Raw genomic sequence first — 16,265 nt, forward strand, 5'->3', positions numbered from 1 at the left:
TTCATGCCGGACCATCATCGCCGATGCACCGGCAACCGCCCATGACTTTCGCCACAGCTGGCGCATGCAGCAAAGGGATGGCTCTATGATGCCAGCGTCATCGAGGAGGGACCCCATGCGATCACTGCTGCGCGCGTTGCCATTGTTGCTGCTTTCCTTGGCCGTTCATGCGGCCGGGCCCGACCGCCGTATTGCTGTCACCATCGATGATCTGCCGTGGGCACGGGTGGACAAGATCACCCCGCCTGACCTGCAGGCGCGCCACCAGGCACTGCAGCAGCAGTTGCGCCGGGCCGGCGTGCCGGTGATCGGCTTCGTCAACGAGAGCAAGCTGGAAGTGGACGGCCAGGTGCGCCCGGAGCGCGTGCAGATGCTGCGCGACTGGCTGGACGCGGGGTACGAGCTGGGCAACCACACCTATTCGCACATGGACCTCAATGCGCAGGGCGTGGCGGCGTTCCAGCAGGATTTCCTGCGTGGCGAACAGCAACTGCGCCCGCTGCTGGCCGAGCGCGGGCAGGTGCCCCGCTACATGCGCCACCCCTACCTGCGCGCTGGCAGGACGCCCGAAGACCGCGCGCTGATGGATACGTTCTACGCCGTGCATGGCTACCGCATCGCGCCGGTGACGGTGGACAACGGCGAGTGGGTCTGGGCGTTCGCCTATGCCAACGTGATGAACGAGCAGCCGGCCGGTCCCGCGCGCGAGGCGGTGCTGGAGCGGCTGCGCAAGGGCTATGTGCCGTACATGCTGAACAAGGTGGATTACTACGAGCAGCAGTCACAGGTGCTGCTGGGCTATGCGTTGCCGCAGGTGTGGCTGATGCATGCCAATGAACTCAATGCCGCCACGTTTGCTGAACTGGTGGCGGCCACGAAGCGCCGGGGCTACCGCTTCATTTCGCTGGATGAAGCGCTGCGCGACCCGGCGTATGCGCGCGGCAGCGAAGGCTACAACGGGCGCTTCGGCCCCAGCTGGCTGCACCGCTGGGCGATGGCCGAGAAGAAGCCGAAGGAATTCTATGCCGGTGAGCCGACCGTGCCGGCGTGGGTGATGCAGCTGGCGAAGGTGGAGTCGGAGTGAGGCTCAGCGCCGCACGCCCAGCACCCCATCCAGCGCCAGCGCCGCCTTGAACCCGGCCTTTTCCAGGCGCGTGGCCACTTCGCGCGGTACATCGCGGCCGCTGGTCAGCTTGTTCGGCGCGCCGGTGTAGTGGAACAGCCGGCCGCCCTTGCGCAGCACGCGGGCGAGGTGGTTGTAGAACACCTGCGAGTACAGTTCCCCCGCGATACCGAAGCGTGGCGGGTCGTGCAGGATGGCATCGACGCTGGTGCTGGCGATCTGTTCGATCTGCTGCGAGACATCGCCCTGGCCGAACTGCAGGCGGCCACCGGCGGCGGCTGATTCCGGGTCGGGTGACCACGGGTTGAGCGTGCGCAGCCACATCACATCCGGGTTCTTCTCGAACGATTGGATGTGGCCGACACCGGCGTCCAGCGCACAGGCGGCGAAGTAGCCCAGGCCACCGCAGGTATCGAGCAGGCGTTTGCCAGCCGGGGCCACCAGTTCAACCTTGCGGCGGGCATCCTCGAAGGGGGAGAGCTTGGACGTCGGCAGCATCTTGATGCCGTCGATCTCGAAGGTGGGCGCGCCCCATTCGGTGGGGACCAGCTTGATGAGCGAGCCGCTGAAGCGCGAGATCGGCGCGAATTCCTCGCCATCCCAGTAGTACAGCGTACGGTCCTTCAGCTTGCCCGGCCACGGGTAGGCCTGGCCACGGAAGGTGAAGCCCTCGCCGCCCAGCGCCACAACTTCCTGGCTGCGGCCCAGATCCAGCGATCCTTGCCATTCAACCGCACCCTTGGCCTGGGCGGCCTGCAGGGTGGCGGCAGAGTCACGGGTCAGCAGGGGGCCGGTGTAGTGGGGCACGGCGGTTACCGGGGCGGATTGGGGGAGGGCATGGTACCGCAGCTTCCATCAGGGTCTGGACGAGCGTTCATCTCACCCAGGTTGGCGAAATTGGCAATCGTTCAGGCTGTGCTCGGCGTTTCAGTGATGCGAATCCCAGCGACCTCCTTGGGGAGACCGAAGGTCGCCGGGACGGATTCAGCTACCTGGCAAATTGTGTCCCGCGGTTGGATGCACATTGCTTTGGAATGCAGACGTCCAGCGAGGTACTGACGAATCGTGACTCATGAACGATGCAGGTGACACCCACTGCTTCCCTGAGAGAGAAGGAGGACGTGTAATGGCGCGTATCACTGAAGTCGCACCGGCCATTGTCTACCCCGATTCTTGCTGTTCGGGTGCCGGCGACCGAGCTTTCTGCAGCCATCTGCCCCGTCGAGTAGTAAGAGACCCCGACAGGAACCTGCCCGCTCGGTGCTGTTGCCGTTACCCAGTCGATGCTCTTTGGCCCCACATGGGAGCTTCGCCCGTCGATATCCATTTCACTCGTGCACGCCCAACCGGCTGCCGGCCCCTCTATCCTTCCTTCCCCTTGCGAAGGCTGCATATCCATGGAGGCACAGAATGCCTGGTGATAGAGCTTTGTGGCTTCCGGCTGGTCCTTGTATCGATAGATGAGACGACCTGATCCATCTGGTTTCAGATGCTGCTCTACCTGAACCGTGCCGCCATCAAAATCCGGCCACGCAGTGCGACGAACGATGATCAGGTCTCCCTGAGGACTGCGTTCGGTCCTGTCGGTGCTCAGGTCGGAATCTGCGAAGGCGGGCATGGCCGCAGTCATCGTCACGCACATTGCCAGAATCTTCTTGTACATCTGTGAGTCTCCGTTTCTCTGTTGTGGAGACACGAGAGTCAACAAAGTTCGAAGTCTTGGCTGTGACGTGAGGTGGGTATGAGTGTGATTAAAACTTTCCTCATTCGATCGATCGCGTGTATGCCTTCCGCTCAATCACACTTCACCGGATACACCGGCCCGGCCCCGATCAGCACCAGCGCCATGTAATCGCTGTCGCTGGCCTTGCCCTTCAGCGTAGCGCCCTTGTTGAAGTGGAAGATGCCGAAGCCGCCGGACTGGCGGATCAGGGCATCGCCGATCTGGTCGGCGTCATCGCGGAAGTAGCGGGTGATGTCGTTGCGGGTTGCTTTGTACAGTGGCGCCTGCTCGCGTTCCCACGTTTCGTTGCGCAGGAAGGCCGCGTAGTAGCGGCCGTCATCGCGTTCGATGCGGAAATCCGGTGGCTTGCGTGCACCGGTGGCGAAGCACCCCAGCAGCGGGTCGGACGAGGTCGGCAGGTAGCCGCGGTCGGAACAGGCGGCCAGCAGCAGGAGCAGGCCGGTCAGCAACAGGTGGCGTGCGCGCATCGGTGGGTCCCGACAGGGCAGGTGCGCGCAGTGTAGGCCGGGCAAACCCCGGCCGTTTACGGAAATTCGGCAAGATTTGCCGGGCGGCTGCTCAGGCCCGGTGGACTTCCACGGTGACGTGCACCAGCTCCTCGTGGATGGCCAGTGCCCGGCGGATGGCATCGGCATCCAGCCCGGCATCGTCGGTGACCACGCTGGCCGACACCGCGAACTTGCCGCGCCCCACCTGCCAGACGTGCAGGTCGGACAGGCGGGCCTGCCACGGGCCCTGCTCGATGGCCTCGCGGACCTCGGCCACCACCGGGGCATCCATCTGGGCGTCAAGCAGGATGCGGCCGGTGTCGCGCAGCAGGCTGAAGGCCCAGGCCGCCACCAGCACCGCGCCGACCAGGCCCATCACCGGGTCCAGCCAGGCGATGCCGAACAGCTTGCCGCCCAGCAGGGCGACGATGGCCAGCACCGAGGTGGCCGCATCGGCCAGCACATGCACGTAGGCCGAGCGCAGGTTGAGATCGTGGCCGTGCCCGTGTGCTGCATTGTGGTCATCGTGGGCGTGGCCGTGATGATCGTGCGCATGGCCATGATCGTGCCCATGCCCATGCCCATGCTGGTGCGCATGGCCCGGGCTGTCGTGCAGCCACCAGGCGCAGACCAGGTTCACCACCAGGCCCACCGCACCGATGGCGATGGCTTCGTTGTAGTGGATGGCGGCCGGTTCCCACAGCCGCTGCAGCGACTGCACCACCATCAGCGCGGCCACGCCCAGCAGCGCGATGGCGCTGGTATAGCCGGCCAGGATCTCGATCTTCCAGGTGCCGAAGGCAAAGCGCGCATCGCCGGCATAGTGGCGCGCGCAGCGGTAGGCGAACACGGACAGGCCCAGGGCCAGGGCATGCGAACTCATGTGCCAGCCATCGGCCAGCACTGCCATCGAGTTGAACCACCAGCCGCCGATGATCTCCACGATCATCATCGCGGCGGTCAGCCAGAAGGCGCGGCGGGTGCTGCGTTCGGCCAGCGGGTTGCCATCATCGAAGCGGTGATGGTGGCGGCGGGCATCGGCGAGGGAATCCAGGTACATGGTCGGAAGGGGCTGTGTTGATACCCCCATAGGGTATATGATCCGGGGCATGGCACATACCCACAAGAACAAGAAACAGCTGCTCACCCGCGTCCGCCGTCTGGGCGGCCAGGTGTCGGCCCTGGAAACCGCGCTGGAGCAGGGCGGCGACTGCGCCGACGTGCTGGTGCAGGTGGCCGCCGTGCGCGGCGCCGCCCACAGCCTGCTGATGGAACTGCTGCACGACCACCTGCAGGAACACGTGGTGGCCGCCGAGGACCCGCAGGTACGGGCGGACGAGGCCCAGGTGCTGGTGGAACTGCTCAAGCGCTACGGGCGCTAGCGGGGTCGGGGCCGGGACCGGATCCATCAACCTTGGAGAGAGAGCGGGGGATCCGGCCCCGGGCCACCGCTGGAGCGATAAGTGTTATACAGTAACATTTCCGTTCCCGCAGCCGCTGCCGCCCCGCATGAACACGTTTGCCCCTGCCGATACCCGCCTGCCCGTCACTGTCCTGTCCGGTTTCCTGGGCGCGGGCAAGACCACCCTGTTGAACCAGATCCTGCGCAACCGCGAGGGCCGCCGCGTGGCGGTGATCGTCAACGACATGAGCGAGGTCAACATCGACGCGCAGCTGGTGCGCGATGGCGGCGCCGAACTGCGCCGCACCGAAGAAACGCTGGTGGAATTCAGCAACGGCTGCATCTGCTGCACGCTGCGCGATGACCTGCTGCAGGAAGTGCGGCGGCTGGCTGAAAGTGGCCGCTATGACTACCTGCTGATCGAATCGACCGGCATCGGCGAACCGATGCCGGTGGCCGCCACCTTTGCCGTGCGCGATGAGGCCGGTTTCAGCCTGAGCGATATCGCGCGCCTGGACACCCTGGTGACCGTGGTCGATGGCAGTGCGTTCCTGGCTGATTTCGGTTCCACCCTGCGCCTGGCCGAGCGCGGCCAGCAGGCCGGGCCCGAGGATGACCGTGGCGTGGTGGACCTGCTGTGCGAGCAGGTGGAATTTGCCGATGTGATCGTGGTGAGCAAGTGCGATCTGGCCGATGAGCAGACCCTGCAGGACACGCTGGCGGTGCTGCGCGGGTTGAATCGCGATGCGCGCCTGCTGCTGGCCGAGCAGGGCCAGGTGCCATTGCATGAACTGCTGGATACCGGCCGTTTCGATTACGAGCGTGCCCAGCAGGCGCCGGGCTGGGTCAAGGAACTGCGTGGCGAGCACACGCCGGAGACCGAGGAATACGGCATCACCAGCTTCGTCTACCGTGCGCGCCGGCCGTTCCATCCGCTGCGTTTTTCGCGCGCGCTGCAGGGCGGGTTGAACGGGGTGATCCGCAGCAAGGGCTGGTTCTGGCTGGCCAACCGCATGGACTGGGTGGGTGAATTGAATGCAGTCGGTGCGGCCACGCGCACGCAGGCGGCGGGTTTCTGGTATGCGGCGCGCGAGCGCGTGCGTGCCGGACTGGAAGACACCACGCCGCTGCTGCCGCCTACGCCGGTACCGTATTCGGACCTGGGGTGGGCACGGCAGCAGGCGCAGTGCTGGAGCGCCCCGTTGCCGACGCCGGAGGAATACGGGCAACAAGGTGGCTACGGCACCCTGGCGCAGCTGTGGCATCCGCTGTGGGGGGACCGCCGGCAGGAACTGGTGGTGATCGGCGTGCACATGGATGAAGCCTCGGTGCGCGGTGAACTGGATGCCTGCCTGTTGAACGATATCGAGATGCGCGCTGGGCCGTTGTTGTGGCAGCAGTTGCCGCAGGCGTTCCCGGTGTGGAAGCGGGGGCAATCGGCGGGATGATGCCGGCCGGTGCGAGAATCCGTTGGTAGCGTTGACGCCCACCGGAGCAGGGCCCCCAACCAGAGCGACATTCCCCGCCTGCCCCACGGGGAATGCCGCCAGCGGCTACAACGCCACCACCTGCGTGGGCCGCAGCGCCGCCTGCAGGTGCGCGTCATGGCTGACCAGCACCACGCTGCCGGGGTAGTCCGCTAGCATGGCTTCCAGTGCCTGCAGCGCGGCGATGTCCAGTGCGTTGCCCGGCTCATCCAGCAGCAGTACCGCTGGCGCAGGATCGGCATACAGCACGGCGGCCAGCGCGCCTTTCAGCCGTTCGCCGTCGCTCAGGGTGTGGCTGGCGCGGGTGATGCGCTGGGCATCCAGGCCCAGCAGTGCCAGCCGCGTGCGCAGTTCACCGGCATCGGCGCCGGGGTTCGCCGCCTGCACGGCATCCAGGATGGATTGGGTGGGCCCCAGCCCCCGCAGCTGCTGGTCGAGCAGGGCCACCGGTGCCAGCCGCTGCACGCTGCCGCTGCGCGGTGCCTGTTCGCCGGCCAGTACGCGCAGCAGGGTGGATTTGCCGGTGCCGTTGTCGCCCACCACGGCGATGCGTTCACCGCGACGGATTTCCAGGCTGATCGGCGCCGGGTGGCCATGCGGCAGCACCACGTCCTGCGCGACCAGCAGCCGTTGCGTGCTGTGACTGGCAGGCGGAGCGAACATCGCCAGCGCGACGGGGGCCTCGACGCCGGCAGCGGCCTCGCGCACGCGCGTGGCGCTGGCCTGCAGGCGCTCGGCCTGGATCTGCTGTGCGCGACCATGGCTGGCTTCGGCGCGTTGTTTCTGTCCGCCCAGCAGGATCGGCGCCTGGTTGGCGGTGCGTGCGCTGCGCTCGCCGCGCGCCTGGCGCTGCTGCTGGCGTTCGTGCTGTTCGCGCGCGTTGCGCTGCTGTTGCCGGTGCTGGGCACGGGCGTGGTCGAGCTGCGCCGCGGCCGCCTCGCGTTCGGTCTGGCGCACCTGCGCGTAGTGCGACCACGGGCCGCCATAGCGGTGCAGGCCCTGCGCATCCAGTTCGACAATCTGTGCCATCTGCTCCAGCAGGGCACGGTCATGGCTGATCACCAGCAGGCCACCGTTCCATTGCTGCAGCTGGTCATGCAGCTGCGCGCGGTGACGGGCGTCGAGGTGGTTGCTCGGTTCGTCCAGCAGCAGCCAGTCGGCGCCACTGGCCCAGGCGCCGGACAGGGCGACCTGCATGGCCTGGCCACCGCTCAGGCGTGCGGCGGGTTGTGCCGGGTGCAGATCGTCGGGCAGGCCCAGCGCCTGCCAGCGCTGTTGCAGGCGTTCGCGCAGGTCCCAGTGGTCGCCCACGGTGGCGTAGTCGCGCGCATCGACGCTGCCCGCTTCGATGCGCGCCAACGCCGCCAGCACCGGGCCGACGCCGGCCAGCGCGCCGATGCTGCCGCTGGGGTGGGCACCCAGTGCGGGCAGCAGGTGCACGCGGCCACCGCCGCGCACGCTGCCGCTGCTGGGCGCCAGCTGCCCGGCCAGCAGGCGGGCCAGCACGCTCTTGCCCACGCCATTGGCACCGACCAGCCCGGTGGCGATCGGTTCGAAGGTGAAGAACAGTTCGGAAAACAACGGGCGGCCATCGGCCAGCCGGAAGGACACGCGGTCAAGCGTGAGGAAAGCAGCGGTCATGCGACCTCCAACGATGCCTTGGACTCCCCCTGCACGCAGGGGCGGGAAGAATCAGGCCGTCACGGGGACGGCGGCATCAGTGGCGCATCGGTCGCGAGCCTCTGGGAGGAATGAAGGGCCAGTATAGCGCCGGTGGCTGAACGCTCTAGGCCACGCTGCCCAGGCGGGCATCCATGAAATCGATGAACACCCGCAGCTTGGGCAGCACGTGGCGGCCGGAGGGCCACAGCAGATGGAACACGCCGCACGCATGCACGGCGTCATCGAGCACGGTGCGCAGGCGGCCGTCGGCCAGTGCGGCGCGCACGGCGTGCAGGGGCACGAAGGCGATGCCGCAATCGCGCTCGGCCAGGGCCACGCGCGCTTCGATGGTATTGCCCACCATGCTGACCGGCAGTTCCTGCGGCAGCTGGCCATCGGGCCAGCGCAGCGGCCAGGGCTCGAGCTTGCCGCTGCTGGGGAAGCGGTAGTGCAGGCAGCGGTGCTGCAGCAGATCGCTGACGGTGCGCGGTTCGCCGTGCGTGGCCAGATAGCGCGGTGAGGCCACCAGCGCACGCGGGAACACGCCCAGCCGCCGTGCGTTGAGCCGCGAATCGCTGGGTTCGGCCACGCGCAGCACGGCGTCGAAGCCTTCCTCGATGACATCCACCAGGCGGTCGGTGAAATCCAGTTCCAGCCGGATCTGCGGGTAGGCCTGCATGAACTCGGCGAGGATCGGCAATGACAGGTCGCCCACCAGTGGCAGGCTGATGCGCAGCGTGCCGCTGGGGGCCGCGCTCTGCTGGGCCAGTTCGGTGCGTGCGGCCTCGGCTTCATCGAGGATGCGCCGGCAGCGCGCCAGGAACAGCTGGCCCTCGGCGGTGAGGGTGATGCTGCGCGTGCTGCGGTGGAACAGGCGCACGCCGAGCGCGTGCTCCAGGCGGGCCACGCACTTGCCGGCGGCCGAAGCGGAGATGCCCTGCAGGCGGCCGGTTTCGACGAAGCTGCGGGTGTCGGCGGCCAGCACGAAGGTCTGCAGGTTGGCCAGGTTGTGCAGGACGGACATGGGCGAGGGCAGGTGGGGAGCACGCGGCGACGGCTCAGGATCGCACGCCTTCCGGTTCCGTGCAGGCGGTTGATAGCGGACTGCAGGGTCCGGGCTGCACGGAGCGCGGACCGCCTTTTTCCGCAGCGGGGCGCTGCCTACCGTGGCAGCTCGTTTCCACGGATGCCCATGATGTCCCTCGCCGCGACGGCTGTTGCCGATACCTCTCCCCCTGTGTTGCCCGCCGTGCAGGCGGTGCTGGCCGATGCCCATCCCCGGCAGCTGGTCGGTGCGGTGGTGCGGGTGCGCCGGCATGGCCGCCTGCTGCACGCCAGCGCCAGCGGTTACGCCGACCGCGAAGCAGGCCGGCCGATGCAGCACGACCAGCTGTTCCGCTTGGCCTCGGTCAGCAAGCCGTTGCTGGCCGCGGTGCTGCTGCGGCTGGTGGCCGAGGAGGTGCTGGACCTGGACACGCCGGTGCAGCGCTGGCTGCCGGCGTTCCGCCCCGCGCTGGCCGATGGCAGCACGCCCGACATCAGCCTGCGCCAGCTGCTCAGCCACAGCAGCGGGCTGGGCTACCGCTTCCTGGAAGCGGACGCGCAGGGGCCCTATGCGCGCGCCGGGGTCAGTGATGGGCTGGACGATGCGCCGTTGAGCCTGGCCGAGAACGTGGCGCGGCTGGCGCAGGCGCCGTTGCTGTTCGCGCCGGGCAGCCAGTGGCATTACTCGCTGGGTGTGGATGTGGCCGGTGCGGTGGCCGAGACGGCCACCGGACAGCCGCTGCAGGTGCTGTTCGCGCGCCTGCTGCAGCAACCGCTGGGCCTGCGTGATACCGCTTTTTCCACCGACCAGCCGGCGCGGCTGGCCACGCCGTATGTGAGCGATACGCCGCAGCCGCACCGGCTGGCCGAAGGCGACGTGGTGGCACCGTTCGACGGCGTGGTGGGCATCGGCTACAGCCTGCGCCGCGTGCTGGATGCACGGCGCTTCCCGTCGGCGGGTGCCGGCCTGGTCGGCACCGCCGATGAGGTGCTGCAAGTGCTGGAGGCCCTGCGCGATGCGCCGGCCTCGGGGCTGTTGCCGCCAGCACTGGCGGCGCAGCTGGGCACGCCGCAGGTGGGCGAGCAGGGGCCGCCGGAGCCGGCCGGCTGGGGCTTCGGGTTGCTGGGGGCCGTGCTGCGTGACCCGGTGGCCGGCAACACGCCGCAATCACCGGGCACCTGGCGTTGGGGCGGTGCCTATGGCCACAGCTGGTTCGTCGACCCGGCACAGGGGCTGAGCGTGGTGGCGCTGACCAACACCCTCTACGAAGGCATGCACGGTGCGTTCGTCGATGCACTGCGTGATGCGGTGTATGCCGAGCTGCGGGGGCGGTCGTGAGCGGGGCGTCGGTGGACGCCTGCCTGCCCACCGGCGCTGCCACGCGCCTGCCGTTGCCGGGGCTGCTGGCATTGGCCGGCGGGGCCTTCATCACCCTGTTGACCGAGGCGCTGCCGGCCGGTGTGCTGCGGCCGATGGGGGCCAGCCTGGGCGTGGGCGATGCCGGCGTGGGCCAGCTGGTGACGGTGTACGCGCTGGGGTCGCTGCTGGCAGCCTTGCCGATGACCGCGCTGACCCAGCGCCTGCCGCGGCGGCCGTTGCTGCTGGCGGCGATTGCCGGCTTTGCCGTGGTCAACAGCGTGACCGCGTTGAGCAGCCACTACGGGCTGACCCTGGTGGCGCGCTTCGTGGCCGGTGTCAGTGCCGGGCTGCTGTGGTCGCTGGTGGCCGGCTATGCGGCGCGGCTGGTGGTGCCGGCGCTGCAGGGGCGGGCCATCGCGGTGGCGATGGTCGGCTCGCCGTTGGCGTTGTCGCTGGGCATTCCGGCCGGCACCTGGCTGGGCCAGGCGCTGGGCTGGCGCTGGGCGTTCGCGGTGATGAGCGTGCTGGCGGTGCTGCTGCTGGGCTATGCGCGTTTGGCGCTACCGGCGTTGCCGGCGGCCGGTGGGGGCACCCGGACACCGTTGCTGGCGGTCTGGCGGCTGCCCGGCCTGCGCAGTGTGCTGGTGGTGATGTTCCTGTACGTGCTGGCACACAACGTGCTCTATACCTACATTGCGCCGTTGGCCGCGCGCTGGGCACGCCAGGACATGCTGGACGGGGTGCTGCTGGCCTTCGGCCTGGCGGCGTTGGGCGGCATCGCACTGGCCGGCTGGGGCGTGGACCGCCATCTGCGTGGGCTGCTGTGGGCCAGCGTTGCCGGTTTCGGGGCTGCCGCCATGCTGCTGCTGGGCCAGGTGCACCTGCCGGCGCTGCTGTGGGCGGCGGTGGTGCTGTGGGGGCTGGCCTTTGGTGGCACGGCCACGCTGTTCCAGACCGCGCTGGCGCGGCGTGCAGGCGCAGCGGCGGATCTGGCGCAGTCGATGCTGGTGACCGGCTGGAACCTGGCCATCGCCGCCGGTGGCGTGCTGGGGGGCCTGCTGCTGCAGCTGCAGGGCGCAGCCATGCTGGCGCCGGCCGTGCTGGTGCTGCTGCTGGCCTGCGCGGTATGGCTGGCCGGCCGCCCCCGGGCCTGGGCGTGACCGGGATCAGGGCGCGTCGGCGTCGGCTTCGCGCTCGATATCCACGCTGCGCGGGTTCTGCATCACTTCGCGCGCGGCGCCGTACTGCTGCTGGCGGCGCGCATGGAAGGCGATGAATTCCTCGCGCGGCAGCGGGCGGGCGAACAGCCAGCCCTGGCCGAACTGCACCTGCTGGGCATGCAGGTAGGCCAGCTGCGCTTCGGTTTCCACGCCTTCGGCCACCACCCACAGGCCCAGCTCGCGCGCCATGCCGATGATGTGCGGGGTAACCGGGCTGGTGGCGCTGTCGGTGCCGATGGCATCGATGAAGGACTTGTCGATCTTCAGCGCGTCCAGCGGCAGCTGCGCCAGGTACTGCAGGCTGGAATAGCCCACGCCGAAATCGTCGATGGCAATGCTGTGGCCGGCGCGGCGCGCGGCGGCCAGGGTGGTGCGGGCGCGGTCGATGTCCAGGAAGCCGCGTTCGGTGGCTTCCAGCCAGATCTGCTGCGGCAGCACCCCGGTGCCGGCCATGCGCTGGCCCAGCACCCGCAGCGCGCGGCCGGTGGAAATGTCCTCGGCGGCCAGGTTGATGGCGATGTGGGCGCTGCGGTCGTGCACCAGCAGTTCGCGCATGTCGGCCAGCACCAGATCGATGACCAGGTCGGTCACATCGGCGATCATCCCGGCTTCCTCGGCCATGGGAATGAACAGGTCCGGCCGCACCAGGCTGCCATCCGGGCGTTGCCAGCGCACCAGCGCCTCGGCGCCGACGCAGATGCCGGTTTCCAGTTCGATGATCGGCTGGTAATGCATGAACAGTTCGCGCCGGCGGATGGCCGTGGCCAGTTCGCCGCGCAGGGACAGGCGCTGGCGCGATTTCCACACCACCGCACCCACCGCGGCGGCGGCCAGCAGCAGGCCGATCGGCACGAACAGCCAGGCCTGCTGGCGGAAGGTAGCCGCCAGCGCGGTACGTGGGCCGGTGGCGATGGCCAGCCATTCCGGGCTGCGCGCGGTGGCATACAGGGTATCGCCGTCCAGGCCGTCGCCGGGCTGGCGCAGCAGGCGCTGCATGAGGGTGCGGTCGGGGTTGCCCTGGGTGGCCAGCAGGCGGCCATCCGGGCTGGCCAGCGCCAGGCACAGGTGTGGTTCGCCGATGACATCCACCAGCCGGGCCGGGTCCACCAGCGCGTCATGGGCGCCCAGGAAGACCGCCATCATCGGCCGCCGGTCGTTGATTTCCGGGCGTACGTCCAGGGCGATGCCGGCGCCGTCGCTGGTGACATGGTCCATGCGGGGCTGCAGTACCGGCTGGGTGACCGGGCCCCAGGACGTGCACCGCAGGCGCCCATCCTCGAAGTACCCCATCTGGTCGACGGCCGCCGTGCGCATCACCAGGGCCTGCATGCGCCGGATGTGTTCGGGGCTGCACGGTTCCAGGCCGCTGGCTTCCATGGTCTGCAGGCTTTCCAGCACTGCGCGGTAGGACTGGTCGGCACGCAGCAGGGCGCGGTCGGCCAGCCCGCGCAGGCGCTGCTGTTCCACGTGGATGGCGCGGTCCCAGGTGGCATAGACCATGGCGGCGATGGGCAGCAGGGCCGCCAGCAGCGCCAGCAGGCTGCCCACGACGATGATCTGCGCACGGTTCATGGCTGGCCACCCTGGGGGGTGGCGGGCAGGGCAGGGAACATGGCGGGCCAGTCCTTGGTCGGTAGCCTATCTGACCACGGCACGGGGCCCAGCGGAATGGGCAATGGGCGGTACTCGGTCACAAGCTGCTGAATGCGGCGGGGTATGGCGATTCCGGCCTGTTTGCGACTGGCGCGCGGCCGCGGACACCGCTACCGTCGCAGGCTTCGTCCACCCCTTCCACGTGCCATGAGCCACCCCGCCCCCCACGACGATTCCCCGGACCACCTCCGTCGCAGCCTCACCAACCGCCACCTGCAGCTGATCGCCATCGGCGGTGCCATCGGCACCGGCCTGTTCATGGGCTCGGGCAAGACCATCAGCCTGGCTGGCCCCTCCATCGTGTTCGTCTACCTGATCATCGGCGCCATGCTGTTCTTCGTGATGCGCGCGATGGGCGAGCTGCTGCTGTCGAACCTGCAGTACAAATCCTTCATCGATTTTTCCACCGATCTGCTCGGCCCCTGGGCCGGGTTCTTCTGTGGCTGGACCTACTGGTTCTGCTGGATCGTCACCGCCATCGCCGATGTGATCGCCATCGCCGCCTACGCCCAGTTCTGGTTCCCCGGGCTGGAAGCCTGGATACCGGCGCTGATGTGCGTGGTGCTGCTGCTGGCGCTGAACCTGGTGACGGTGAAGCTGTTCGGCGAACTGGAGTTCTGGTTCGCGCTGATCAAGATCATCGCCATCTGCGCGCTGATCATCACCGGTTTCGGCCTGGTGGCCTGGGGCTTCACCTCGCCCAGCGGCCACACCGCATCGCTGGCCAACCTGTGGAACGACGGCGGCATGTTCCCGATGGGCGCGGTGGGCTTCTTCGCCGGGTTCCAGATCGCGGTGTTCGCGTTCGTGGGCATCGAGCTGGTCGGCACTACCGCAGCGGAAACCGCCAATCCCGAGCGCAACCTGCCCAAGGCGATCAACTCGATCCCGGTGCGCATCATCATCTTCTACGTGCTGGCGCTGATCGCGATCATGGCGGTCACCCCGTGGCGCCAGGTGGTGCCGGACAAGAGCCCGTTCGTGCAGCTGTTCGTGCTGGCCGGCATCCCCGCCGCCGCCAGCCTGATCAACTTCGTGGTGCTGACCTCGGCCACGTCCTCGGCCAACAGCGGCATCTTCTCCACCAGCCGCATGCTGTACGGCCTGGCCGAAGAAGGCCACGCCCCGCGCGGGCTGTCCAAGCTGTCGCGCGCGGCGGTGCCGGCCCGCGGCCTGCTGTTCTCGTGCCTGTGCCTGTTGGGCGGCACGCTGCTGATCTACCTGATCCCCAACCTGGTGACCGCCTTCACCCTGGTGACCACGCTGGCCACGGTGCTGTTCATCTTCGTGTGGTCGCTGATCCTGGTGGCGTACATGGTCTACCGCCGCCGATACCCGGAACGCCATGCCGCATCGATCTTCAAGATGCCCGGTGGCGTGGCCATGTGCTGGGCCTGCCTGGTGTTCTTCGTCGGCGTGCTGGTGCTGCTGAGCCTGCAGGCCGATACCCGCCAGGCGCTGATCGCCAGCCCGGTGTGGTTCGTGCTGCTGGGCGCGGGGTATTGGCTGCGGAGCCGGAACGCGAAGTAAGCCGTCGCCTTGCTTCGTCACATCCATGGATTCCCCACGGGGGTCGGAGCCCGGCGCACAGCAACGGGCTCCGACCCCGACAGATCGCGACCGTCCTCGCTCTCCCATGGATAGCCCGCATTTGCCGTTGCCGTTGCCGCTGATTCGGCAGGTGCAGGGCGCAGCTCTGCCGGACAGCCCATTCACCCTGTATTAGCAGCTGCGGCCGGATCATCCGGCCGCCATGGCCCTCCGCCCCACCCTCGTCGCGCTGTCGCTGCTGCTGGGCCTGTGGCCCGGCCTGGCCAGCGCACGCACCGTCTACCGCTGCGTGCAGGGCAATACGGTCAGCCTGGCCACCGCGCCCGAACCCGGCTCGCGCTGCACGGCCAAAGAGATCGACGACAACGCCGTGCAGGCCCCGAACCTGTGGGGCAACATGGGCGTGTTCAGTGGCGTGCTGTATGAGCGCGAACAGGAGGGCGTGCTCGTCTATTCCACCCGCAACCTCCCCGGCTCGCGGGTGTTCCTCAAGTTCACCGTGGCCACACCGCCCGGTGAACCCGCGCATGAAGGCCTGGGCAAGGTCGGCAAACCGCAGCTGGCCCAGCACGCCAAACAGTTCAAGGCCGCCGCCAAGGCCACCGGCGTGGATGATGCCTGGCTGCGGGCGATCGCCCACGCCGAAAGCAACTTCGATGCGCAGGCGGTGTCGAGCAAAGGCGCGCAGGGTGTGATGCAGCTGATGCCGGAAACCTCGCTGGAATACGGCGTGCGCGATCCGTTTTCGGCCGAACAGTCCATCCAGGGCGGTGCCCGCTATATGCGCGCGCTGCTGCACCGCTACGACAACAACCGCCCGCTGGCCGCTGCCGCGTACAACGCGGGCATCGGTGCGGTCACCCGCTACAAGGGCGTGCCGCCGTATGCGGAAACACTGGCCTATGTGGACAAGGTGATGGCCCTGTACACGCGTTACCGCGAAGCAATGGGCATCCGCAGCGAAGTACCGGCGAAATAGGGAGCCTCGTGATTGCCTCGGCGTGCTGCAGGGTTCAGAATCGCGCGGCCGATGGAATGAACAGGGGAAGCACGTGATCAATCCGCATCTCAGCTGGAGCCAACCGCACTCGCTGCGGTTGTCTGCGGACAAACGGTCGTATGAGGTCGATCTGAACCAGATTCCGACCAAGCCCGGCGTGTATGTGTTCTACCGCAACCACGGCAGCACATTCAAAGCGCTGTATGTGGGCAAGGCGGACAACCTGCGTAACCGCATCAAGCAGCAGTTGAACAACCACAGGTTGATGGTCGGCATCCAGGAGGCACCCAATGGCGCACGCCTGCTGTGCTTCGGGGAACTGCAGCTCAGGCCGGGTCAGGACAGCGCGAAGGCCCAGCTGGCGGCGGAAAAACTGATGATCCGGCACTTCATCGAAGAGGGGCACGTGTTGTTCAACCAGCAGGGTGTCCAGCGCAGAGTGCAGACGTTGATCAATGTGCGTCCGCCCGCGCTGAAGAAGCTGATCCCGCTGTCGACCCAGATCGAGGCCTGAGTGCCACGCATGCCCAA

15 protein-coding genes are annotated in these 16,265 nt (G+C 68.1%); 8 read left to right on the plus strand and 7 right to left on the minus strand.

All coding sequences use genetic code 11. The features are described 5' to 3' along the window. Nucleotides 1-115: 115 nt before the first annotated feature. On the plus strand, nt 116-1,084 hold the full coding sequence (locus Q9R17_RS10435; RefSeq protein ID WP_308154579.1) for a polysaccharide deacetylase family protein: 969 nt from the start codon (nt 116-118) through the stop codon (nt 1,082-1,084). A gap of 3 nt (nt 1,085-1,087) precedes the next feature. On the opposite strand, the gene Q9R17_RS10440 is transcribed toward Q9R17_RS10435, so the two are convergent. The 4 genes from Q9R17_RS10440 to dmeF all read right to left on the minus strand — a co-directional run bounded on the left by Q9R17_RS10440 (nt 1,088) and on the right by dmeF (nt 4,415). Next, complete coding sequence (locus Q9R17_RS10440; RefSeq protein ID WP_308154580.1) at nt 1,088-1,930, minus strand: MnmC family methyltransferase; 843 nt, start codon at nt 1,928-1,930, stop codon at nt 1,088-1,090. A 181-nt stretch (nt 1,931-2,111) separates the two neighbouring features. Then, a complete protein-coding gene (locus Q9R17_RS10445) occupies nt 2,112-2,786 on the minus strand; it encodes a hypothetical protein (protein ID WP_308154581.1) in 675 nt (224 codons plus the stop codon). A 131-nt stretch (nt 2,787-2,917) separates the two neighbouring features. Then, complete coding sequence (locus tag Q9R17_RS10450) at nt 2,918-3,334, minus strand: hypothetical protein (RefSeq protein WP_308154582.1); 417 nt, start codon at nt 3,332-3,334, stop codon at nt 2,918-2,920. 91 nt (nt 3,335-3,425) lie between these two features. Next, nucleotides 3,426-4,415: a CDF family Co(II)/Ni(II) efflux transporter DmeF gene (gene dmeF / locus Q9R17_RS10455; RefSeq protein ID WP_308154583.1), complete on the minus strand. Its 990-nt coding sequence runs from the start codon at nt 4,413-4,415 to the stop codon at nt 3,426-3,428. A gap of 49 nt (nt 4,416-4,464) precedes the next feature. Between dmeF and Q9R17_RS10460 the strand changes: the two genes are divergently transcribed. Then, nucleotides 4,465-4,737, plus strand: a complete 273-nt coding sequence (locus tag Q9R17_RS10460; protein WP_308154584.1) for a metal/formaldehyde-sensitive transcriptional repressor — start codon at nt 4,465-4,467, stop codon at nt 4,735-4,737. Between the two features lie 127 nt (nt 4,738-4,864). Continuing rightward, nucleotides 4,865-6,205: a GTP-binding protein gene (locus Q9R17_RS10465; protein ID WP_308154585.1), complete on the plus strand. Its 1,341-nt coding sequence runs from the start codon at nt 4,865-4,867 to the stop codon at nt 6,203-6,205. Nucleotides 6,206-6,310: 105 nt separating this feature from the next. Here Q9R17_RS10465 and Q9R17_RS10470 read toward each other — a convergent pair whose 3' ends face one another. Further along, entirely contained in the window at nt 6,311-7,885 is a 1,575-nt protein-coding gene (locus Q9R17_RS10470) for an ATP-binding cassette domain-containing protein (RefSeq protein WP_308154586.1), read from the minus strand. A gap of 145 nt (nt 7,886-8,030) precedes the next feature. Next, the gene (locus tag Q9R17_RS10475; RefSeq protein WP_308154587.1) at nt 8,031-8,930 is read right to left on the minus strand and encodes a LysR family transcriptional regulator; all 900 of its coding nucleotides are present in this window, start codon (nt 8,928-8,930) and stop codon (nt 8,031-8,033) included. 171 nt (nt 8,931-9,101) lie between these two features. Between Q9R17_RS10475 and Q9R17_RS10480 the strand changes: the two genes are divergently transcribed. Further along, nucleotides 9,102-10,289 carry a serine hydrolase domain-containing protein gene (locus Q9R17_RS10480; protein WP_308154588.1) on the plus strand — a complete coding sequence of 396 codons (1,188 nt, stop codon included), beginning with the start codon at nt 9,102-9,104 and terminating at the stop codon, nt 10,287-10,289. Continuing rightward, a complete protein-coding gene (locus Q9R17_RS10485) occupies nt 10,286-11,470 on the plus strand; it encodes an MFS transporter (RefSeq protein ID WP_308154589.1) in 1,185 nt (394 codons plus the stop codon). Before Q9R17_RS10480 ends, Q9R17_RS10485 begins: the two co-directional genes overlap by 4 nt. 6 nt (nt 11,471-11,476) lie before the next feature. Here the strand turns inward: Q9R17_RS10485 and Q9R17_RS10490 are convergent, their stop codons facing one another. Then, nucleotides 11,477-13,102: an EAL domain-containing protein gene (locus Q9R17_RS10490; RefSeq protein ID WP_308154590.1), complete on the minus strand. Its 1,626-nt coding sequence runs from the start codon at nt 13,100-13,102 to the stop codon at nt 11,477-11,479. Between the two features lie 228 nt (nt 13,103-13,330). Here Q9R17_RS10490 and cycA point away from each other — a divergent pair, with 228 nt between their 5' ends. From cycA to Q9R17_RS10505, 3 genes are all read left to right on the plus strand, one after another. Continuing rightward, on the plus strand, nt 13,331-14,713 hold the full coding sequence (gene cycA, locus Q9R17_RS10495; RefSeq protein WP_308154591.1) for a D-serine/D-alanine/glycine transporter: 1,383 nt from the start codon (nt 13,331-13,333) through the stop codon (nt 14,711-14,713). Between the two features lie 223 nt (nt 14,714-14,936). Then, nucleotides 14,937-15,713 carry a lytic transglycosylase domain-containing protein gene (locus Q9R17_RS10500; protein WP_308154592.1) on the plus strand — a complete coding sequence of 259 codons (777 nt, stop codon included), beginning with the start codon at nt 14,937-14,939 and terminating at the stop codon, nt 15,711-15,713. A 73-nt stretch (nt 15,714-15,786) separates the two neighbouring features. Continuing rightward, nucleotides 15,787-16,248 (plus strand): GIY-YIG nuclease family protein, encoded by a 462-nt coding sequence (locus Q9R17_RS10505; protein WP_308154593.1) that lies wholly within the window; start codon nt 15,787-15,789, stop codon nt 16,246-16,248. Nucleotides 16,249-16,265 lie beyond the last annotated feature (17 nt).

Source organism: Stenotrophomonas sp. 24(2023) (assembly GCF_030913365.1).
In the GTDB taxonomy this organism is placed as follows: domain Bacteria; phylum Pseudomonadota; class Gammaproteobacteria; order Xanthomonadales; family Xanthomonadaceae; genus Stenotrophomonas.